Genomic DNA, 19,763 nt, shown 5'->3' on the forward strand with positions numbered 1-19,763 from the left:
GCGGCTGATCGGTTGGCGTGGGTCGGGCGGTCGCGCGGGCGGCGAAGGGTGTCGGCGGGTGTCGGTGGGCTGTCGGCGGGTGCGACGGGGCCTGGGTGGGTGACGGGGCCGGGTGCTGGTCTGCCGGGTGCGGCTGCTTCAGTCGTCGGGCCTCGTTCGTGGGTACGGCCGGCGGTGGCCGGACGGTTCAGTCGGTGACTCGGTCGGTGACTGAGGCGGTGACCGGGACGTCAGCCGGTGACCAGGACGGCCACCGCGTGTCCGGCGGCCCCGCCCGGTCCGTCGTCGCCCGGTTCGGCGGCGATGACCAGCACCTGGTCGGCGTCGCCGTCCGCGAGGAGCAGCGCCGCGAGGTCGAGCGCGTCCGAGGGCACCTGCCCGGGGACGGCGCGGGCCGGGCTGATCGCCACGACGGGGCCGGTCAGGCCCCAGCGGGCGGCGATGTGCCCGAGGACGGCGTTGGGGTTGGACTGGAAGAACAACAGGGGTGCGGGGCGTCGTCCGGGTTCGGCGCTCCGGTCGATGGCCCGCGCGGTGGCGCGGTCGCCGCCGGCGCTGGCCAGCAGCAGTGCGGTCCGCCCGGGGGCGGGCGGGGCGCCGTGGTGGGCGCGCAGGCAGCGGTCGGCGGTGTCGGCGACCAGCGGGTTGAAGCCGGAGGCGGCGAAGCCGGGCAGCGGTGGCGGCGGGCCGGCCAGGTCGGGGTCGGCCGAGCCGGGGTCGGGTCGGCGGGCCTCGGCGAGGACCCGCAGCCGGGCGGCGGCCGGCGCGGGTGCGGCGCCGAAGCTCGTGGCGTCGGGCGCTGTGGCGTCGGGGTCTGTGGCGTCGGTGGTCATGGTGTGGGTGCCGGGGTACGGGGTCGGCGCCGTCGAACGGCGGGCGGGGGCCGGTGGCCGGTCATGCGGGGGCCACCAGCAGGGCGGTGTTGGCGCCGCCGAAGGCGGAGTTGAGGCTGAGTGCGTAGCGGGGGCGGGCGGCGCGGGGGCCGTCCAGGACGAGGTCCAGGCCGACGTCCGGGTCCGGGCCGAGCCAGCCGGCATTGACCGGGAGCAGGCCGGTGCCCAACGCGCCGATGGTGACGGCGAGTTCGAGCAGGGCGGAGGCTTCCAGAGCGTGCCCGTGGACGGATTTGCTGGAGCTGACCGGGAGTTCGGCGGTGTGCGCGCCGAAGACCCGGCGCAGCGCGCTCGCCTCGGCCTGGTCGGCGAGGGTGGAGCCGGTGCCGTTGGCGTTGACGTAGCCGACCTCGGCCGGGGCGACGCCGGCGCGGGTGAGCGCGGCCTCGACGGCCCGGGCGACTCCGGCGCCGTCCGGTTCGGGGCGGCACACGTGGTGGGCGTCCCCGGCGCGGCCCCAGCCGGCCAGCCGGGCGAGGGCGGTGGCGCCGCGCCGTTCGGCGGCCGGGGCGGCCTCGACCACCACGGCGGCGGCCGCGTCGCCGAGCAGGGTGCCCGTGCGGCCGGTGCTGAACGGGCGCAGCTCGCCGTCCCGGGCCAGCGCGCGGCCGGCGTCGAAGACGGCGAACACGCCCGGCTCGACCAGGTGCCCGGCCGCGACCAGGACCCGCTCGTGCCGCCCGGTGGCGACCAGCGCCGCGGCGTCCGCGACGGCGGTCGCGGCTGCCACGCAGGCGCCGGTGTACACCCGGGTGACGCCCGCGGTGCCCCAGGCGGCGCGGACGCCGGCGGCCACCGCGTCGGCGGTGCCCCTGGTCCGTTCGTCGCTGTGCAGGGCGAGCAGGACGGGCGTGTCCGCGCCGTCGGCGGCGGTCAGTCCGGCCTGGCGGCAGGCCTGGCCGACGGCGTCGAGCACCGCGCGGGCCAGCGGGAAGGTGTGCGCGAGCGGCACGTCGTCGGGCAGCAGGGCGGCCCGGGTGGCGCGGCGGGCGCTCACGTCGAAGCGGGTGACGGGGCCGAAGGCGGTCTTGCCGTGGGCGGCGGCCTCGGTCAGCGGGCCGAGTCCGCGCCCGGCGGCGCTGAGCACGCCGAGCCCGGTGACCACCGGCCGGCCGCGCGGCCGGTGTGCGGAGGGCGCGCCGGTGGTCATGGCCGGGCGCCCACACGTTCGGCCAGGACGGCCGAACGCAGCAGCTCGGTGGCGTCGTCGACCGTCCGGACGGCGCCGAAGCGGTCGTCGTCGAGGTCCACCTGGATGCCGTAGCGCTGCTCGAACTCGGCTATGAGCCAGGTGAGTTCGAGCGATCCGAGGTCGTCGGGCACGGTGTCGGCGGCGCGCTGCCCGAACGCCGCCAGCATCGCGCGGACCTCGGCCCGGTCGGGGAGGGCGGAGCCGCTCATGCCGGGCTGCCGGCGGTGGCGGTGGCAGTGGCGGCGGTGGTGCTGGCGGCGATCCGCTTGACGACGTCGGCGGTGAACTCGTCGAGCGTCATCAGCGCGGTGGTCTCCATCTCGTCGAGGTCGAACTTTATCCCGAACTCGTCCTCGACCTGCACCGACAGCTCGGCCAGCGCGAGCGATTCGAGGTCCAGCCCGGCCGGGCCGAGGTCGGTGTCCCCGGTGACCTCGGAGACGTCGTACTGCATCTCGGTGAGCGAGGCGAGGACGAACTCGCGGACGCGGTCCTGCATGGTGTGGCTCCTTGTCGGGGTGCGTGCGGTGGATCAGAGCGCGGCGGCCGTGGCGGTGCTGCGCAGGGCGGCCGGGTCGCGCAGGAGTTTTCCGGTGGCGGTACGGGGGAGTCGGGGCAGCAGGGCGAGCCGTCGCGGCCGCTTGTAGGCGGCGAGCCGGCGGGTCAGCCCGTCCTGGATGAGGGCGAGGTCGGCGTCGGGTTCGGTGGCGAGGTAGGCCTCGATCGCGCCGTCCTCGAAGACCACGACGGCCTCGCGGACCTCGGGCAGCGCGGTGAGCGTCTGCTCGACCTCGGTGAGGTCGACCTTGAGGCCGCCGATCGAGACCTGCGAGTCCAGGCGGCCGAGGACGGTGACCAGGCCGGTGGCCGGGTCGAGCTCGGCCGCGTCGCGGGTGTGCAGCCAGCCGTCCGACCAGCGGGTCGGGTCGTCCAGCCCCGGGTAGGGCGAGGATTCCGCGCCGATTCGCAGCTCGCCCGCGACCAGCCGCAGCCGCATCCCGTGGACGGGCTGCTTGGCCGGGTGGAGCGTGCCGGACAGGTCGGTGGCGATGACCCCGGTCTCGGTCATCCCGTACATGGTGCCGAGCGGGACGCCGTAGCGGTCGGCGAACAGCGCGGGCAGGCCCGGGCGGACCAGCTCGCCGGCCACGATCATCCGCCGCAGCCCCGGCAGCGCCGGGGGAGTGACGGCGCCGGCCAGCAGTTCGGCGTGGAAGGGCACTCCGATGACGGTGGTCGGCCGGTCGCCGGCGGCGACCGCGGCGAGGATGCCCGCCGCCGTCATCCGCTCGGGCACGGTGAGCGAGGCCCGGGCGTGCAGACTGTTGAGCAGTCCGCCGACCAGGCCGAGCACGTGCACCACGGAGGACAGCAGGACGACCCGCTCGCCCTCGCCGGGGAACTCCACCAGCCTGTGGTAGCAGTCGAGTTCGCGGAGCAGGTCGGAGGCCGTGCGGGCGATGACCTTGGCCGGGCCGGTGGACCCGGAGCTGAGCTGGATCAGCGCGTGCCCGGTGCGGGCCGGGCGCCCTTCCGGCAGCCGGACGGCCACCGGCTCGACCTCGGAGAAGCCGCGCAGGGCCGCCGCGGGCCGGTGGGCGGAGCCTACCAGGACCTGCGGGGCCAGCCGCGCCACCGCCGCGTCGACCTCGTGGTCCGTCAATCGGTGGTCGAGCAGCGCCACTTGGGCGCCGAGCCGCCAGCACGCCAGCAGCACCGTGACGAACGCCACCGAGGGCGGCAGCCGTAGCGCGGCCGTGCCGCCGGGGCCGAGTCCGGCCGCGGCGAGGTGCGCGGCCTGTTCGTCGACCAGGGCGCGCAGGGCGTCCCGGTCGAGTGGTACGCCGAGATGCAGGCACTCCTCGCCTCCAGGACCGGCCAGCAACAGCCGGTCGACCCAGGCGTCCGGGGCGTCGGCGTGCGGCGGTGAGGAAGGCGGAAGTGAAGAGGGGGAAATGCCGGTCAACACCGCTCCACACAAGTGAGGGGATTTGACATGGACGCCGTTCACAACCAAAACGGTCAATTCCGTTGCCAGACGATTGCACAGACGTTTGGTCAAATCAAGGTCTATACCAATGTGGTTGTTGCTCCTACGCTGCGGAACCGGGGCTGGTCCACGCGTGGCCGCCCGGAATCGAGGATGCCCGTGGGAGAACTCACGCTGGCCGGGATGGAGCGCGCCGCGCGCGCGCAACTTTCCCCGGAAATATGGGACTTCATCGAAGGCGGCAGCGGCACGGAACGCACCGTGGCGGCGAACCGGGAAATGTTCGCGCGCTATGCACTGCGCCCGCGCACGATGGTCGACGTCTCCGACTGCTCGCCCGCGAGCACGCTGCTCGGCGCGCCGCTCGGCCTGCCGGTCGGCATCGCCCCGATGGCCTACCACCGGTTGGTCGACCCGGAGGGCGAGACCGCCACCGCGCGCGCCGCCGGCCGCGCCGGGGCCCTGCTGGTCGCCGGCATGTTCGCCAGCCGCACCCTGGAGGAGATCGCGGCCGCCGCCACCGGTCCGCTCTGGCTCCAGCTGTACTGGCTGCGCGAGCGCGCCGCGCTCGCCGCCCTGGTCGAACGCGCCGAGGCGGCCGGCTACCGCGCGCTCGTCCTGACCGTGGACGCCCCCAGGATCGGCCGCCGCCTGCGCGACCTGCGCAACGGCTTCGCGATCCCGCCCGCCGTCCGCGCCGTCAACCTGGACCAGGACCTGATGTCCGCCAGCCACCGCGCGACGGACGGCGGCTCGGGCATCGCCGAGCACGCCCGCGAACAGTTCGACCCCACCCTGACCTGGGCCGACCTCGACTGGCTGCGCGCCCGCACCCGGCTGCCGCTGGTCCTCAAGGGCATCCTGACCGCCGAGGACGCCCGGCTCGCCGCCGAGCACGGCGCCGACGCCGTCGTGGTCTCCAACCACGGCGGGCGGCAACTCGACGGCGCTCTGCCCTCCCTGGCCGCACTGCCCGAGGTCGTCGACGCCGTACCCGCCGACCTGCCGGTGCTGCTCGACGGCGGGGTGCGCACCGGCGCCGACATCGCCGTCGCGCTCGCCCTCGGCGCCCGCGCCGTCCTGGTCGGCCGTCCGGTGTTCTGGGGCCTCGCCACCGAGGGGGAGGCGGGTGTGCACCGAGTCCTCGACCTGCTGCGCGACGAACTGGAGCACACCATGGCCCTGTTGGGCCGCCCCCGGCTCGCCGACCTGGACCGCACGGCCCTCGCCCCCTGGCCCTGCCCGGCCGGCTGAACCGCGCACCGCCTGCACCACGTTGTCCGTACTGGATGGAGAACAACAGATGACCGAACCGACCCCCGAGACCGAACGCAACGACCCCTTCCCCGGCTGGGACTGGGACGACCCCGATGGCCTCGCCACCCGCCTGGACGCCTTCAGCGAGCAGGTCGCCACCTGCGACACGCTCGAAGCGCACCCCGGCGGGCTGCCCCGCGACCACGCCGGATTCCGCGAACTCGGCCTCACCGGAATCGAGTTCGCCGCCTTCCGGACCGCCCACCCGGAAGGACTCGGCACCGACCTCACCACCCTGCGCAGCCCCGGCGCCGCCACCGAACCCGGCACCCTCTACCGGGTCGACGGCGACCGCTGGTTCACCCAGCTCGACATCGGCCGGCCGCTGCCCTTCGCCGACGCCAGCGTCGACTGGGTCTACGCCGAGCACCTGATCGAGCACGTCACCATGCCGGTCGCGGTCGGCTGGCTGCGCGAGGTGCGCCGCGTCCTGCGCCCCGGCGGCGTGCTGCGCCTCACCACCCCGGACCTCGCCCGCTACCTGGCCGGCTACGCCAACGGGGACGGCTTCCTCGCCAAGCACCGCCGCCGCCTCACCACCCTCGGCTTCGGCCCGCCGATGCCCGCCCGCCCGGCCTTCCTGGTCAACCAGATCTTCCGCCACTACGGGCACCAGTGGATCTACGACCTGGACGAGCTGCGCCACGTCCTCACCCTCGCCGGCTTCGAACCCGAGCGGATCCGCCACTGCGCCTACCGCCAGGGCGCCCGCCCCGACGTCGCCGACCTCGACACCGCGTTCCGCACCGACGAGACCGTCTACGTCGAAGCCGACCGCTAGGCCCTCGTGCCCTCAGGCCCATGGACCCCTGGATCCTGAAGTCCTCAGGCACTGAGTCCGCCCGCCGACGCCTCCGCACCGGATCTGTACCGAACGGGACCACCCATGCCCCTGCACCCCCAGGCCGAGGCGCTGCGCGCCCGGCGCGCGAGCAGCGGTGCGCCGCCGCTCTACACCCTCACCCTGGCCGAGGCCCGCGCCGCCGACCTCGCCGACATCCGCGCCGCGGCCGGGAGCCCCGAGCCGGTCGCCGCCGTCGAGGAGCACCGCATCCCCGGCCCGGGCGGCGAACTCGCCCTGCGGCTCTACCGCCCCGAGCCGCCCGGCCGTCAACTACCGGCCCTGCTGTACCTGTTCGGTGGCGGGTGGGCCCTCGGCTCGCCGGACACCAGCGACGCGATCTGCCGCCGGCTGACCAACGCGGCCGGCTGCGTCACCGCCTCCGTCGGCTACCGGCTCGCCCCCGAACACCCCTTCCCCGCGGCCGTCCACGACTGCCGCGCCGCGCTGTACTGGCTCGCCGCACACGCCGGCGAGCTCGGCGTCGACCCGGGTCGGCTCGCCGTCGGCGGCGACAGCGCCGGCGGCAACCTCACCGCCGCCCTCACCCTGATCGCCCGCGACGAGAACGGCCCGGCCCTGCGCCACCAACTGCTCGTCTACCCGAACACCGACCACGCCGCCGACACCCCCTCGCTGCGCGAGCACGACGACCCGATGCTCTTCAACCGCCGCTCGGTGGCCTGGTACTGGGGCCACTACCTGGCCGACCCCGCCGACGGCGCCCACCCGCACGCCTCCCCGCTGCGCGCCCCCGGCCTGGCCGGACTGCCGCCCGCGACCGTCATCACCGCCGAGTACGACCCGCTGCGCGACGAGGGCGAGCAGTACGCCGAGGCGCTGCGCGCGGCCGGCGTCCCGGTGGAGAGCCGCCGCTACGCCGGCATGCCGCACGGCTTCTTCGCCATGACCGGCACCCTGGACGCGGCCGCCGACGCCCAGCGCTACGCCGCCGAGCGGCTGCGCGAGGCCCTGCGGTGAGCGCGCCCGAGCCCCTGCCCCTGGCCGACCTGCACGCCAGCCTGGCCGACCCGCTGCTGGACGCGATGACCTTCCTCAACGAGGTCACCACCCGTTACCCCGACGCCGTCTCCTTCGCCCCCGGCCGCCCCTACGAGGGCTTCTTCGAACCCGAGGACGTCCCCGCCTACCTGGACACCTACCTCGCCCACCTGGCGGCCCGCGGCCTCGACCGGGACGCCGTGCGCACCGCGCTGTTCCAGTACGGCCCCACCAAGGGGATCATCGCCGACCTGGTCGCCCGCACCCTCGCCAACGACGAGGGCCTGGCGGTGGCCCCCGAGGCCCTGGTGCTGACGGTCGGCGCCCAGGAGGGCATGCTGCTCACCCTGCGCGCGCTGTGCGCCGGCCCGGACGACGTCCTGCTGGTCAGCTCGCCCTGCTACGTCGGGGTCACCGGCGCCGCCCGGCTGCTCGACCTGACCACCCTCCCCGTCCCCGAGGGCCCATCCGGCGGCCCCGACCCGGAGGCCGTGCGCGCCGCCGCCCGGGCGGTGCGGGCGGAGGGCCGCCGCCCGCGCGCCCTCTACGTCGTCCCGGACTTCGCCAACCCCTCGGGCACCAGCATGCCCGTCGCGGCCCGCACCCGGCTGCTGGAGACGGCCGCCGAGGAGGGCCTGCTCGTCATCGAGGACAACCCGTACGGCTTCTTCGCCCGCGACCCGGGGGAGCGGCCGACGCTCAAGGCGCTCGACCGCCGCCGCCAGGTGGTCTACCTGGGCTCCTTCGCCAAGACCTGCTTCCCCGGCGCCCGCCTCGGCTACGTCGTGGCCGACCAGGAGGTGGCCGGCCCCGGCGGGCGGCGCACCCTGCTGGCGGACGAACTGGCCAAGCTGAAGAGCATGACGACGGTCAACACGCCCGCGCTCAGCCAGGCCGTCATCGGCGGCATGCTGCTGCGCCACGACTGCCGGCTGCGCGCCGCCAACGCCGCCGCCACGGCCCACTACGCGGCGGGCATGGACACCCTGCTGCGGGAGCTGGACCGGCACTTCCCGGCCTCCGAGCGGCGCCGTTCGGGCGTGTCCTGGAACCGGCCCGAGGGCGGCTTCTTCGCCGTGCTGACCGTCCCGTTCGCCGCCGACGACGCGGCGATGGAGCGCTGTGCCCGCGGGTACGGGGTGCTGTGGACGCCGATGGCGCCGTTCTACCCGGCGGGCGGCGGGGAGCACCGCCTGAGGCTCTCGATCAGTTCGCTGACACAGACTCAGATTATCGACGGTGTGGCAAAGTTGGCAGCGTTCATCGCCTCCCGGGCGATCGCTTCCTGAACGACGCTCGCAACAGCAGGAGGGGCCCGGCTCGTGAGCCGGGCCCCTCCTCGTGCACGTGTCCCCGTCCTCGTGCGTCGTGTCTCAGCGCACCCGGGTGGAGAACAACCGGGCCGACCAGTACACCGACAGCACGGTCATCACCACGACGACCAGCAGGCCCTGCCACACCGCACTGTCCCCGAGGTGGCCGGAGAACAGCGCGCGCATGCCCTCCACCGCCCAGTAGAAGGGGTTCCACTTGGCGGTCTGCTGCAGCCAGTGCGGCGCCAGGGTGAGCGGCAGCAGCACCCCCGAGAGCAGCGCGATCGGCTGCGCGATGGTGTTCACCACCGGTGCCATCGCCGCGTCCGTCGGTACCATCAGCGCGATGCCGTAGGAGATCGCCGAGGTCATCAGCGCCAGCAGCCCGAGCAGCAGGTAGGCGAGCAGCAGGTTCAGCGGGCTCACCCGCAGCCCGAACGGCAGCGCGATCAGGGTGATCAGGACGGCCTGCACCAGCAGCGCCACCATCTCCCGCAGCGCCCGCCCGAGCAGCAGCGCCAGCCGGCTCACCGGCGTCACCCGGGAGCGCTCGATGATGCCGGCCCTCAGCTCGCCGAGCAGGCTGAAGCCGGTGAACAGCCCGCCGAAGATGCACAGCACCGCCAGCAGGCCCGGCACGTACACCTGGTAGGCGTCGGCGTAGCTGCTGGCACCGTCGGGGGCGAGCACCTTCTTCAACAGCGGGGCGAACAGCAGCAGGTAGAACACGGGCTGGATGATCCCGACGGCGATCCAGATCGGGGTGCGGATCATCAGCAGCACCTGGCGCTGGAAGACCAGCCAGGTGTCGCGGGCGAGCTTCATGGTCTCCCCAGGAATGGGCGGATCAGGACTGCTGGAGCGAACGGCCGGTGCGGGCCAGGAACACGTCGTCCAGGCTGGGGCGTTGGAGCTGGACGGTGCCGGGCGTCACGCCCGCCCCGTCCAGCGCGCGCAGCAGCTGCGGGATGGCCGCCGCGCCGTCCTCCAGGTAGAGCCGCAGTCCGTCCTCCCCGCTGAACTCCAGCCGGTGCAGGTACGGCTGCGGGCGCAGCACCTCGGCGGCCCGCTCGGCGACGCCCTCTCCGGGCTCCAGCCCGAGCAGCACGACGTCGCCGGAGATCTCGCGCTTGAGCACCTCGGGCGTGCCCTCGGCCACCACCTGGCCGTGGTCGACGATCGCGACCCGGTCGCACAGGGCGTCGGCCTCGTCGAGGTAGTGCGTGGTGACGACGACGGTCATGCCCTCGGTGCGCAGCCGGCGGATCTCCTCCCACACGTACGCCCGGCTGGCCGGGTCCAGCCCGACCGTGGGCTCGTCCAGGAACAGCACCCGGGGCTCGTGGATGACGCCGAGCGCGATGTCCACCCGGCGGCGCTGGCCGCCGGAGTAGGTGGCGCACGGGCGGTCGCCGAATTCGGCCAGGTCGAAGGCCTTGAGCGCGCCCTCGGCGGCCTGGACGGCCTGCGCCTTGGCGACGCCGTACATCCGGGCCTGGAGCACCAGCTCCTCGCGGGCGCTGACGGTGTCGGTGGTGCCGCCGCCCTGGGCGACGTAGCCGATCCGGCGGCGTACACCGGCCGGGTCGGTGAAGAGGTCGGCCCCGGCGATGCTGGCCTGACCGCCGTCCGGGCGGATCAGGGTGGCCAGCATGCGCAGGGTGGTGGTCTTCCCGGCGCCGTTGGGCCCGAGGAAACCGTAGATCTCGCCCGCGTCGACGGACAGGTCGATGCCGCGCACAGCGTCGACGGTGGGGTTCTCGCCGCTCTTGCGGGAGGTCTTCTTGCGATAGGACTTGCGCAGTCCCGTGGTCTCGATCAACCGGAACTCCCGTGCGGGGATGGGCTGCCACGGCACCTGGGAAGGCGGTGCTCGGCACCTGCGAAGGCGGTGCTGGGCGCCACCCTAGGCCGAACTCAAGCCCGGAGACAATGGCCTAGACCAATGGACGTTGATCTTCCGGTCTGCTACAGGGTCCCCGGCAGCGGCTGTCGGAAGTCCTGCCCGGCTCGGGCCGCCAGGGCCTCCAGCCGGTCCGCGGCAGTGGCCGCCCCGCCGCCCGCGCGCAGCGCCTCGCCGACCCGAACCGCGTTGCGCCGGTAGTCGGCCGTGTCCAGCACGGCCCGCAGGGCCCGCGCCAGCCGCTCCGGCGTCACCCGGGCGAACGGCACCCGCAGCCCCGCCCCGGCCGCCGCCACCTGCGCCGCGACGAACGGCTGGTCGTGCCGGATCGGTGCGGTGACCAGCGGCAGGCCGTGCGTCAGGGCCTCGCCGACGGTGTTCATCCCGCCGTGGCACAGCACCGCGTCCAGCGCGCCGCGCGCCATCAGCTCCAGCACCGGCGCCCGGTCCACCGCGACGGCCTGCGGCGGCAGTTCGGGCAGCAGCTCGCGCGGGGCGGCGAACACCGGCTGCACGTCGTCGCCGCACAGCTCCAGCGCCCGGGCGGCCCGCGCGTGGAAGTCCGCGCCCAGCTCGCCGGCCAGTGTGCCCATGGTGACCAGCACCCGCCGGCGCCCGGGCAGCAGCCGCTCCCACGGGAAGTCCGGATCGGCCGGCCGAACGGAGTGGACCGGCCCGACCAGCGCGTGGTGCGGGGGCGGCGCGTCGTCACCGGTCAGCGCGGGACCGGTGGTCGCCAGCACCAGGGCGGGGGAGAAACGCGGGTCCACGTACTCCTGCACGGGCAGCCGGGCGCGCTCCCACAACCCGCGCAGCAGGCCGGTCATCCAGGCCTCCACCTGCGGCAGCGCCCGGTACGGGCGGCCCAGTTCCATCGCCCCGGGCGCGAAGCTCGCCCACGGCAGGCCGTGCCGGTGGGCGGCCAGCGCGCCCGCCGGGGTGTGCTGGTCGACGAGCAGGACGTCCGGCCGGAACTCCCGCACGATCGCGTCCAGCGGCTTCGCGGTGAACCGCGCGTACGGGACGATGAAGCCCTCCCAGAGCGAACGCAGCGCGGCGAGCCCGTGCCCGCCCTGCGCCCGGAACGCCCGGGTGCCGGTGCCGAGCACCTGGGCCCCGGGACCGAGCAGCGGGCGCAGCACCGACTCGGTGCCGGTCCAGGCGACGTCGTGTCCGCGCGCGGTCAACTCGGCGGCGATGCCCGCCGCGGGATTGACGTGGCCGGTCAACGGGGGCATCACCAGCAGGAACCGGGTCATCGCGCACCCTCCTCGGGGATCAGTTTCTGCAGGTCGGCGACGGTCAGCGCTTCCAGGGCGGCCAGGTCCAGCCCGGCGCGCAGCCGGGCCAGGTCGGCCGCCGGGCCGAAGCGTTCGCGCAGGCGCCCGGCGAGCGCGGCCAGTTCGCCCTCGTCGAGCAGCAGGTCGCCGTCCAGCCGGGCGTCCGGGGTCAGCCGGTCGGCCCAGCCGGCCGGCGCTCCGGCGGCCTCGACCAGCAGCGCGACCAGCTCGGGGTGCAACGGCGCGGCGGGGCGGTGCGGTTCACGGTCGGACGACGTGTGAGAAATGGCATCGGACATCGAAGGGGGTCTCCCACCTGCTCGACGGCACGGGGGTGAACGCGCCCGCCCAGGAGGCGGATTCGGCGGCCTCGGAGACGAACGCGATGGTGAAGGGGCCCGAGATCACTTGTGCGACCCGGCGGGCGTCGGAATACTAGCCCGCGTGACAGCACTGGAGGCAGTGGCCGTTCACCTCCCCCCGCACGCCGTGCCCATCGAGGCGGTTGGTGAGCGGATCGGCCTGACCCCACGTCAACTTCGACTCTTCCGCCGCTTCCACGGACTGGACCAGCTCCGCCTGGACCCGTCCGGGACGCTGCCCGACCTGCTTGACTCCGCCCTCGACAACCTGCCTGAGCTGCGCGGACGCGAACGGGACGTCCGCTTCGTGATCCACGCGCGCAGCATGCCGGTGGCGGTGCCCTACCCGCTCAACCCACTGCACGACCTGCTCGCCCCGCGCGGCCTCGCGCACGCCAACGCCTTCACGGTGACCCACCACGCGTGCGCGGTGGGCCTGCTGGCCATCGACCTGGCCGGCCGGCTGCTCGCCGCCGAGCCCGACCCGCGGGCACTGGCGCTCATCCTGGCGGGCGAGAAGACCTTCACCAAGGATGCCCAGGTGGTGCCCGAGACCGGTATCTTCGCCGAGGGCGCGGCCGCCTGTCTGGTGAGCGCCGACGGCGAGCGCCACCGGGTGCTCTCCTTCGCGGTGCGCCAGCGCCCGGAGTTCGACGGCCGGCTGGCCGAGGACGCGGACCTCCTGGCCCGCTACCAGCGCGAGTACCCCAACGTGATGGTGGAGGCGATCGAGGCCGCCCTGGACGAGGCCGGTCTGGACCTCTCCGACCTGGCCGCGGTGCTTCCGCACAACGTCAACCAGGCGTCGTGGCGGATGATAGCGCGCCGGATCGGCTATCCGCTCGACAAGGTGGTGCTGGACAACGTGCTGTCGGTGGGGCACAGTTTCGCTGCGGACAGCCTCATCAATCTTCACACCGCCACCACGCGGGGGCTGCTGCGCCGCGGCGACCACTACCTGATCGCCGCCGCCGGTGTCGGAGCCACCTTCTCCGCGATGGCGGTCCGCTGCTGACGAAGCGTCGGCTTCGTCCGTCTTTCCCACGCCAGACCACTCTCCCACGTACGACGGGACGGGACACCCATGTCAGAACCTGTGGTCCAGACCACTGACCCCGAGCTGCGCGAGCGGATCCGCACCGGCATCGGCGAGCTGCTGCCCCGAGTCCTCAAGCGCGAACTGCCCGAGATCCCCGAGAACGCCTGCCTCTTCGACGACCTCGGCCTCACCTCCGCCGGCACCATCGAGCTCATCCTGGAGCTGGAGGAGTCGCTCGACATCCAGGTGGACGTCGAGCAGATCACCGAGGACGACCTGCGCTCGGTCACCAAGCTGGCCGACTACGTCGCCGGACACGTCATCCCCGAGGACTGACCGGGTGGCCGACCACGGCCTGCGGATCACCCGGGCGCTCGCGCGGCGCTTCGACGGCCGCTCGGAGGCCTCGCTCCACCCGGACCTGCGGGTGTTCGTCTCCGACCTCGTCCGCCCCTACGGCCTGCCGCTGCGCGAGGACCTGCTGAGCGAGGGCGTCGGCCACTCCTACGAGGAGCTGGCCGCCGGCCTGGTGCGCGAGGCGCTCGCCGAGGACGAGCCCGTCGACCTGCTGATCCTGGCCTTCGACACCCCGGACGTCCGACCGGGTGCGCCGTCCTCGCTGGCGCTCAGCCGATCCTGTCCGGGCACGCCGCTCGCCTTCGCGGTCTGCGACCAGGGCGTCGCCGCGGCCTTCACCGCGCTGCGCCTCGCGGTCGACTACCACCGCACCGGATCCTGCCGCCGGGCGGTCGTGGTGCTCGCCGAGCAGACCGCGCTGCACCACGAGCCGGCCGCGCCGGTGGCGCTGCCGGAGCGGCACGGTGTGGTGGTGCTGGTCTGCGAGGAGGCCCCCGGGCCTGACATGACCGTCCACCAGATGCCCGGTGCCGAGCTGCCGGATGCGGTGGTGCGGGCCCGGGCCGCCGAGCTGGGGCCCGACCCGGCGCTCGTGCTCGGCCCCGGGCTGGCCGGTGCCGAGGGCTCGGCGGCCCAGCCGTTCACCGGGGCCTGGGCGGAGCTCGCCGAGCAGCTGCCCGCCTGGCGGGCGCAGGGGCGCCCCGTCCTGGTCGCCGACCTGGACCGCAGGCTCGGCGTGCTGAGCGCGTTGACCCTTCCGTAGTCATGGTTCGGTTCATGCCAACTCTCTTGTCTCACACAGGAATTGGCGAATCATCGGTTAGGTGAACGATTGGTCTGGACCAGCGTGCGAGGTCGCTGGTAGCGTCCCGATCGCACCCCGCTGAACCCTTCCCCGGCGAGCCGAAAGGCGCGTACGACGTGACCCCGTACGGCGAGACACAGACCAGTAGACGGATCGAGGTCCGGTACGCGGCCTCGGCCGACGACTCGGCCGGTGGTGCGGCTGTCGATTCGGGGCCGCTCACGCTCGGCCAGGACAACATGATCCGGTGCATCGGGCGCGATGCCCCCGAGCAGATCAACAAGGATTCGCTCTGGCCCGTCCCGGACGGCACCTCGGTGGCGGCCGGGCTGGCCGCCCTGCGCCGACTCGTCGAACGGCACGAGTCGCTGCGCACATCCTTCCCCGCCGGCCCCGGCGCGGACGGCTTCCCGGAGCGCCAGGTGGTGCACCCGGAAGGCCGGTTCACCGTCGCCGTGATCGAGGCGGGCGACCGCAGCGACCCCCAACTGGACGCGCTCGCAGCTGAGTTGGGTCGGGCCGACGTCGCCGTTCCGTTCGACCTGGCGGCCGCCCCGCGGCTGCGCTTCACCCTCGTCACGGACGGGGAGCGACTGCTGCGGCTGGTCGCGGTGGTCTGCCACGCGGGGGCCGACGGCGCTGCCACCGTGCTGCTGATCCAGGACTGGCTGGACCTCGCCGCCGGCAAGGACCTCCCGCCGGTCACCGCCCCGACCCCGCTGCGGATCGCGGACGCGGAACGGAGCGCGCAGGGCCGCCGCAGGTCGGCCGCCGCCCTGCGGTACTGGGCCCGCAGCCTCGCCGCGGGCCCGCAGGTGGTGTTCGCCGACGCGCGGATCACCGGCCCCCCGCACGACCTCTCCGCCGTCCTGGTCCGCTCCCGCACCGCCGCCGAGGACCTCGCCGCCGTCTGCCGCCGCACCGGCGCGAGCCCGTCCGTCGTCCTGCTCGCCGCCTTCGCCGCGCTCGTCGCGCACCGGTCGGGCCGCACCGGGCTGGCGCTCTCGGCGCTCTCCGCGAACCGTCAGCGCGCCGCCCTGGTCGACCACGTCGGCACCCTGGCGCAGGACGCCCTGATCCTGCTCGACACCGGGACTGCCGACCTCGACCAGCTGATCGGCCGGGCCAAGGCGGCCTCGCTGAGCGCCTACTGGCACAGCACCCTGGACGCCGAACAGGTCTGGCGGCTCATCGAGGACTGCGCCCACCTGCGCGGCAGCCGGTTCCCCCGCCACGTCGTGGTCAACGACCTGAGCCTGACCATCCCCGCCGCCGTCGCCGACGCCCAACCCGCCGCGACCGCCGACCCCGAACTGACCCGGCTGCCCGCCCCACAGCTGCCGGTCCGGCTGATGTTCACCATCCTGCGGATCAGCGGCAGCCTCGACTTCGCCCTGATCAGCTGCCCGCAGGTGCTGGACCCGGACGAGACCGACCGGTTCGCGCGGGCGCTGCTCGCCGTCCTGGCCGCCGCCGCCCGCGGGCCCGTGCCGCTCGACGCCCTGCCCGGCGTCGGCGGCGTGCCGACCCCCGACCGGAGCGGGGAGTGGCACCTGGTCGACGGCTCCTGGATCGACCTGGCCGCCGTTCGCGACCTGCTGGAGGCCGCCCTCGGCGCGCGGGCGGAGATCGAGCTGGCGCTGGACGAGGGAAGGCTGACCGCCAGGCTGACCAGCGCGGACCGCGAACTCACCCCGGCCGTCGCCCACCACGCGGTGGTCGCCGCTCTGCCCGGCCGCGACACGGCGATGGCGCCGCACCACTACGTCGTCCGGCACACCGGCTCCGGGGCGGAGGCCGTCACCTCCGGCGGCGGCCGCGACCCGGACATCGCGGCCCGGCAGGCGGTGCTCACCTGAACGGGGGAGTGCGGGCAGGCGCGGGCGGGCTCACTCCAACGGGTCCTCGCCGTCCCACCGGACATCCCACGAACACGCCGAGGTCGCCCCCGAGGTGAGCCCCCACGGGCTCGGCACCTCCTCCTCGTCCTCGTCGCCCTGCAACGGCAGCCGGTCGATCACCGCGACCAGCCGCGGCGGCAGTTGCGGCGCCAGCCCGTGGTGGACCCGGGACAGGATGTCGCGCCGCACGTCGTCCGGCAGTAGCGGCCTGGTCATCCGCAACGGCATCGGCCCGGAGGGGCGTCCGGCCGCCGCCAGCTGGTCCGACCAGGCCCGCCAGTAGTCGGCGTCGTCGTTCTCGCCGAGCTTCAGATGGTGCAGGTGCAGGCAGTACGCCGCCGTGCCGCAGCCCGATCCGGCGGCGAAGCGCCACCAGAACTCGGCGCCCTCCTCCCTCCCGGTCGCGTAGAGCAGCGCGGCGAACACCTCCGCGCCCTCGGGTTGGATCCGGCGGGCGTTCACCAGGAGGTCGAGCCCCCGGGAGGCGTCCGGTGCGCCCAGTACCAGGGCCACCACCAGGCCCAGTTCGAAGGCGGCCTGCTCGAACTCCGACGGAAGGTGTGTCGGCGCGGCCGTGAGCCGGGCCTGGCGCAGTGCTGCGATGCGCTCGGCGTGCGCGCGCTCCGGCCGGGGCACGTGGACCACCGCACGCCCCCCGCCGCTCGTACCCGCCTCGCCGCTCGTACCCGTCCTGTCGCTCGTGCCCGCCCCGTCGGGCGGGTCCGCTTCCTGCCCGGGCGTCACAGCTGACCCGCGTGGTCCGGCAGTTCACCCGCTCGGTCGGCCGGTTCGCCCGAGCGGTCGGGCAGTTCGCCCACGCCGAGCCGGCGCGCCAGTCGCTCCCGCGCGTGCCGCAGGTTGGAGTGCACCGTCGCCACCGGCCGCCCCAGGTAGGCCGCGATCACCTTGACGTGCAGGCCCAGCAGGTACCGCAGGATGATCACATCCCGTTGTCGGTCCGGGAGTTCGAGGATCGCCGCGTACAGCCGCACCTCGTCCGCCTCGCTGTGCAGCAGCCCGTTCGCGACCTGCTTGAACGCGCCGATCACCGCGGCGAAGGTGACGGCCTCCACCGCCACCGGTTCCTCGGCGGACATCCAGTCCGAGACGTGCCGGTTCGCCAACCGCCAGGCGTACGCGGCCGGCTCCTCGAACCGCAGCACCTGAGGCCAGCAGCGGGCCAGGTCCGCCTTCACGGCCTCGACCACCAGTGCGGCGTCCGCCTGGCCGCCTATCCTGGTCAACGCGAGAGCGTGCCAAGCGGGTTCATGGGTCTCGCAGAACGACGCGTAGGTGAGGTCCAGCCGCAGGCCGAGGTCGCCACCGGCCTCCCGGTCCGACTCCGCGCCGTCGGCGCGCTCCAGCGTCGGCCCTCCCCGGTACCCGCGCACGGGGGCGTCCCTGTCGATCGTCATCGAGCCTGCTTTCCGTGGCCGCCGGCAGCTCGGCGGGCCACTCGAGGTTCGGGCTGTCTGCGCCCATCCTCAGTCCATCCGGCTCGTCACTCCAGGCCGCATCCCGAATACAGATCGTCATCCCATGGGATCGCCCGACTGGTTGGAGCGCGGCGGTCCGCGCTCGACCTCCGGATACGGTGGGCACCAATCGACAGGTGTCCGCGACGCCGAGGGGGAACGCGATGAGCCTCTACGACGGAGTCGACCTGCGGCTCAACATGCCGCACTCGGCCCGGATGTACGACTACTACCTCGGCGGCTTCACCAACTTCGCCGCCGACCGCGAGGCCGCCGGGCACGCCCTCGCGGTCGCACCCTGGCTGCGCGTCGCCGCCCGCGCCAACCGGTCCTTCGTCCACCGTTCTACCCGCGCCCTCGCCCGGGCCGGCATCGACCAGTTCCTCGACATCGGCACCGGCATCCCCACCCCGCCCAACCTCCACGAGGTCGCCCAGAGCGTCGAACCGTGCGCCCGCGTCGTCTACGCCGACAACGACCCGATCGTGCTCTCACACGCCCAGGCGCTGCTCACCGGCACCCCCGAAGGCCGCACCGCCTACGTCGAGGCCGACGTCACCGACCCCGCCCGCCTCCTCGCCTCGCCCGGCCTGCGCGACACCATCGACCTCACCCGGCCCGTCGCGCTCTCCCTCAACGCCCTCCTGCACTTCGTCCCCGACACCCGTGGCGCCCACGAGCTCGTCGAGCACCTCAAAGCGGCCCTCGCCCCCGGCAGCGCCCTGGTGATGACCCATGTCACCCCCGACTTCGCCCCGACCGAGATCGCCGGCCTGGTCCGGATCTACGAATCCGCCGGCACCGCCGCCCAGGCCCGCACGCTCCCCGAGTTCACCCGCTTCTTCGACGGCTGGAGCCTCATCGCCCCCGGTACCGTCCCCACCCCCCACTGGCGGCCCACCCCCACCGACCCGCCGGCCACCGCCCCCGACGCCGCCGCCTACGCGGCCGTGGCGCTCAAGCCCTGACCCCGCCCGCCCGGTCGCCCCCGCCCGGTCGCCACCCAACCCCCTCCACCCGTGCGGCCCCGCCGTCCCGGGGACAGACTGGTGGTGGATCGATGCTGCCCGTGAGGCTGGGAGAGGCATGCTGCTGGGACTCACCACCGCCTTGGTCGCGACCGTGTGCTTCGGGTTCGGGGCGGTGTTCCAGGCGCGCGGGGCGCGGTCGGCGCCGCAGGCGGACCGGGTGCGGGCGGGGCTGCTGGCCGCGCTGGCGCGGTCGTGGGAGTTCCTGCTCGGCACGGTGCTGGACATCGTCGGTTTCGCGCTGAGCATCGTGGCGCTGCGCAGCCTGCCCCTGTTCCTCGTGCAGGCCGTCACCAACGCGAGCCTGGCCGTGACGGCGCTCGCCGCCGTCCGGCTGCTCGGGGCGCGGCTGCGCCGGGGGGACGTGACGGGAATCGTCGCCGTGGTGGTCGGCCTGACGCTGCTGGCGTCGGGGTCGGGCCGGGAGGGCCGGGAGCACGCCCCGCCGCTGTTCCACTGGGCGCTGCTCGCGACGACCGCCGTGATGCTGCTGCTGACCCTCGTCCTGGTGCGCCGGGCCGGTACCGTGGCGGCGGCCGGCCTGGGGCAGCTGGCGGGGGTGGGGTTCGGGGTGACGAGCCTGGCGGTGCGGGTGATGGACGCGTCGAGCCTGGTCACCGTCCTCACCGACCCGGCGGCGTACGCGCTCGCGGTGGGCGGCCTCGGCGGCTACCTGGCGTACGCGCTGGCGCTTCAGCGCGGCACGGTCACGGCCGCGACCGCCGCCGGGACGGTCGCCGAGACCTTCGGCCCGGCGCTGGTGGGCGTGGCGGCGCTGGGCGACGCGGCGCGTCCGGGGTTCGAGTGGTGCGCGCTGGCGGGCTTCGCGGTGGCGGTGGGCGGCACCTTCCTGCTGTCCAGGTTCGGGGAGTTGGAGGGGCAGTCCGCGGAGGTGGCCGCCGCGCGGCCGGGCTCGGCGGACCGGGGCCCTGAACCGGGCCCGGGCCCGGGCCCGGAGGCGGACGCGGAGCCGGCCGTCCCGCCCCGGTAGCCCGGGTGGCGCCGCCGTGCGAAGGTGACTTGCCGGACAAATCGGACGGTGACACGCCCACGGAGCGGCAGGTG

21 protein-coding genes are annotated in these 19,763 nt (G+C 74.6%); 10 read left to right on the forward strand and 11 right to left on the reverse strand.

Features of this window, described 5'->3' with window-relative positions:
* Positions 1-230 precede the first annotated feature (230 nt).
* The 5 genes from ACIP37_RS12830 to ACIP37_RS12850 form a co-directional block, all read right to left on the reverse strand.
* Positions 231-833: a hypothetical protein gene (locus ACIP37_RS12830; RefSeq protein WP_400805807.1), complete on the reverse strand. Its 603-nt coding sequence runs from the start codon at positions 831-833 to the stop codon at positions 231-233.
* A gap of 61 nt (positions 834-894) precedes the next feature.
* Positions 895-2,043, reverse strand: a complete 1,149-nt coding sequence (locus tag ACIP37_RS12835; protein WP_400805806.1) for a beta-ketoacyl synthase N-terminal-like domain-containing protein — start codon at positions 2,041-2,043, stop codon at positions 895-897.
* Positions 2,040-2,294 carry an acyl carrier protein gene (locus ACIP37_RS12840; RefSeq protein ID WP_350885552.1) on the reverse strand — a complete coding sequence of 85 codons (255 nt, stop codon included), beginning with the start codon at positions 2,292-2,294 and terminating at the stop codon, positions 2,040-2,042. The genes ACIP37_RS12835 and ACIP37_RS12840 overlap by 4 nt, the downstream gene beginning before the upstream one ends.
* Positions 2,291-2,584: an acyl carrier protein gene (locus ACIP37_RS12845; RefSeq protein WP_363582536.1), complete on the reverse strand. Its 294-nt coding sequence runs from the start codon at positions 2,582-2,584 to the stop codon at positions 2,291-2,293. Before ACIP37_RS12845 ends, ACIP37_RS12840 begins: the two co-directional genes overlap by 4 nt.
* Positions 2,585-2,617: 33 nt before the next feature.
* On the reverse strand, positions 2,618-4,054 hold the full coding sequence (locus tag ACIP37_RS12850; RefSeq protein WP_400805803.1) for a class I adenylate-forming enzyme family protein: 1,437 nt from the start codon (positions 4,052-4,054) through the stop codon (positions 2,618-2,620).
* Between the two features lie 174 nt (positions 4,055-4,228).
* Here ACIP37_RS12850 and ACIP37_RS12855 point away from each other — a divergent pair, with 174 nt between their 5' ends.
* The 4 genes from ACIP37_RS12855 (at position 4,229) to ACIP37_RS12870 (ending at position 8,524) form a co-directional block, all read left to right on the forward strand.
* A complete protein-coding gene (locus tag ACIP37_RS12855) occupies positions 4,229-5,329 on the forward strand; it encodes an alpha-hydroxy acid oxidase (protein ID WP_400805801.1) in 1,101 nt (366 codons plus the stop codon).
* A 49-nt stretch (positions 5,330-5,378) separates the two neighbouring features.
* Positions 5,379-6,173 carry a methyltransferase domain-containing protein gene (locus ACIP37_RS12860; protein ID WP_363617197.1) on the forward strand — a complete coding sequence of 265 codons (795 nt, stop codon included), beginning with the start codon at positions 5,379-5,381 and terminating at the stop codon, positions 6,171-6,173.
* A gap of 105 nt (positions 6,174-6,278) precedes the next feature.
* Positions 6,279-7,214 (forward strand): alpha/beta hydrolase, encoded by a 936-nt coding sequence (locus tag ACIP37_RS12865; protein WP_400332975.1) that lies wholly within the window; start codon positions 6,279-6,281, stop codon positions 7,212-7,214.
* Positions 7,211-8,524, forward strand: a complete 1,314-nt coding sequence (locus ACIP37_RS12870) for a PLP-dependent aminotransferase family protein (protein ID WP_400805798.1) — start codon at positions 7,211-7,213, stop codon at positions 8,522-8,524. The genes ACIP37_RS12865 and ACIP37_RS12870 overlap by 4 nt, the downstream gene beginning before the upstream one ends.
* An 84-nt stretch (positions 8,525-8,608) precedes the next feature.
* Here the strand turns inward: ACIP37_RS12870 and ACIP37_RS12875 are convergent, their stop codons facing one another.
* From ACIP37_RS12875 to ACIP37_RS12890, 4 genes are all read right to left on the reverse strand, one after another.
* A complete protein-coding gene (locus ACIP37_RS12875) occupies positions 8,609-9,373 on the reverse strand; it encodes an ABC transporter permease (protein ID WP_363582548.1) in 765 nt (254 codons plus the stop codon).
* 22 nt (positions 9,374-9,395) lie between these two features.
* Entirely contained in the window at positions 9,396-10,370 is a 975-nt protein-coding gene (locus tag ACIP37_RS12880) for an ATP-binding cassette domain-containing protein (protein ID WP_363582550.1), read from the reverse strand.
* A gap of 146 nt (positions 10,371-10,516) precedes the next feature.
* Positions 10,517-11,710, reverse strand: coding sequence for a glycosyltransferase (locus tag ACIP37_RS12885; protein WP_400805795.1), 1,194 nt, complete (start codon positions 11,708-11,710; stop codon positions 10,517-10,519).
* Positions 11,707-12,030 (reverse strand): hypothetical protein, encoded by a 324-nt coding sequence (locus ACIP37_RS12890; protein WP_363632651.1) that lies wholly within the window; start codon positions 12,028-12,030, stop codon positions 11,707-11,709. The genes ACIP37_RS12885 and ACIP37_RS12890 overlap by 4 nt, the downstream gene beginning before the upstream one ends.
* Before the next feature lie 145 nt (positions 12,031-12,175).
* Between ACIP37_RS12890 and ACIP37_RS12895 the strand changes: the two genes are divergently transcribed.
* From ACIP37_RS12895 to ACIP37_RS12910, 4 genes are all read left to right on the forward strand, one after another.
* Entirely contained in the window at positions 12,176-13,108 is a 933-nt protein-coding gene (locus ACIP37_RS12895) for a 3-oxoacyl-[acyl-carrier-protein] synthase III C-terminal domain-containing protein (protein WP_363582555.1), read from the forward strand.
* A gap of 69 nt (positions 13,109-13,177) precedes the next feature.
* Positions 13,178-13,468: a phosphopantetheine-binding protein gene (locus ACIP37_RS12900; RefSeq protein WP_079136143.1), complete on the forward strand. Its 291-nt coding sequence runs from the start codon at positions 13,178-13,180 to the stop codon at positions 13,466-13,468.
* 4 nt (positions 13,469-13,472) lie between these two features.
* Positions 13,473-14,252, forward strand: coding sequence for a hypothetical protein (locus ACIP37_RS12905; protein ID WP_400332960.1), 780 nt, complete (start codon positions 13,473-13,475; stop codon positions 14,250-14,252).
* 158 nt (positions 14,253-14,410) lie between these two features.
* Positions 14,411-16,153 (forward strand): condensation domain-containing protein, encoded by a 1,743-nt coding sequence (locus ACIP37_RS12910; protein ID WP_400805794.1) that lies wholly within the window; start codon positions 14,411-14,413, stop codon positions 16,151-16,153.
* 30 nt (positions 16,154-16,183) lie between these two features.
* Here the strand turns inward: ACIP37_RS12910 and ACIP37_RS12915 are convergent, their stop codons facing one another.
* Complete coding sequence (locus tag ACIP37_RS12915) at positions 16,184-16,840, reverse strand: hypothetical protein (RefSeq protein ID WP_363617176.1); 657 nt, start codon at positions 16,838-16,840, stop codon at positions 16,184-16,186.
* A gap of 95 nt (positions 16,841-16,935) precedes the next feature.
* The gene (locus ACIP37_RS12920) at positions 16,936-17,610 is read right to left on the reverse strand and encodes an RNA polymerase sigma factor (RefSeq protein WP_400805791.1); all 675 of its coding nucleotides are present in this window, start codon (positions 17,608-17,610) and stop codon (positions 16,936-16,938) included.
* A 224-nt stretch (positions 17,611-17,834) separates the two neighbouring features.
* Here ACIP37_RS12920 and ACIP37_RS12925 point away from each other — a divergent pair, with 224 nt between their 5' ends.
* Together ACIP37_RS12925 and ACIP37_RS12930 are read left to right on the forward strand one after the other, a co-directional pair.
* Positions 17,835-18,638 carry an SAM-dependent methyltransferase gene (locus tag ACIP37_RS12925; protein WP_400805788.1) on the forward strand — a complete coding sequence of 268 codons (804 nt, stop codon included), beginning with the start codon at positions 17,835-17,837 and terminating at the stop codon, positions 18,636-18,638.
* Between the two features lie 118 nt (positions 18,639-18,756).
* Positions 18,757-19,689: a hypothetical protein gene (locus tag ACIP37_RS12930; protein WP_400843761.1), complete on the forward strand. Its 933-nt coding sequence runs from the start codon at positions 18,757-18,759 to the stop codon at positions 19,687-19,689.
* Positions 19,690-19,763: the final 74 nt, after the last annotated feature.

It is taken from the genome of Kitasatospora sp. NPDC088861 (assembly GCF_044750105.1).
Taxonomy (GTDB): domain Bacteria; phylum Actinomycetota; class Actinomycetes; order Streptomycetales; family Streptomycetaceae; genus Kitasatospora.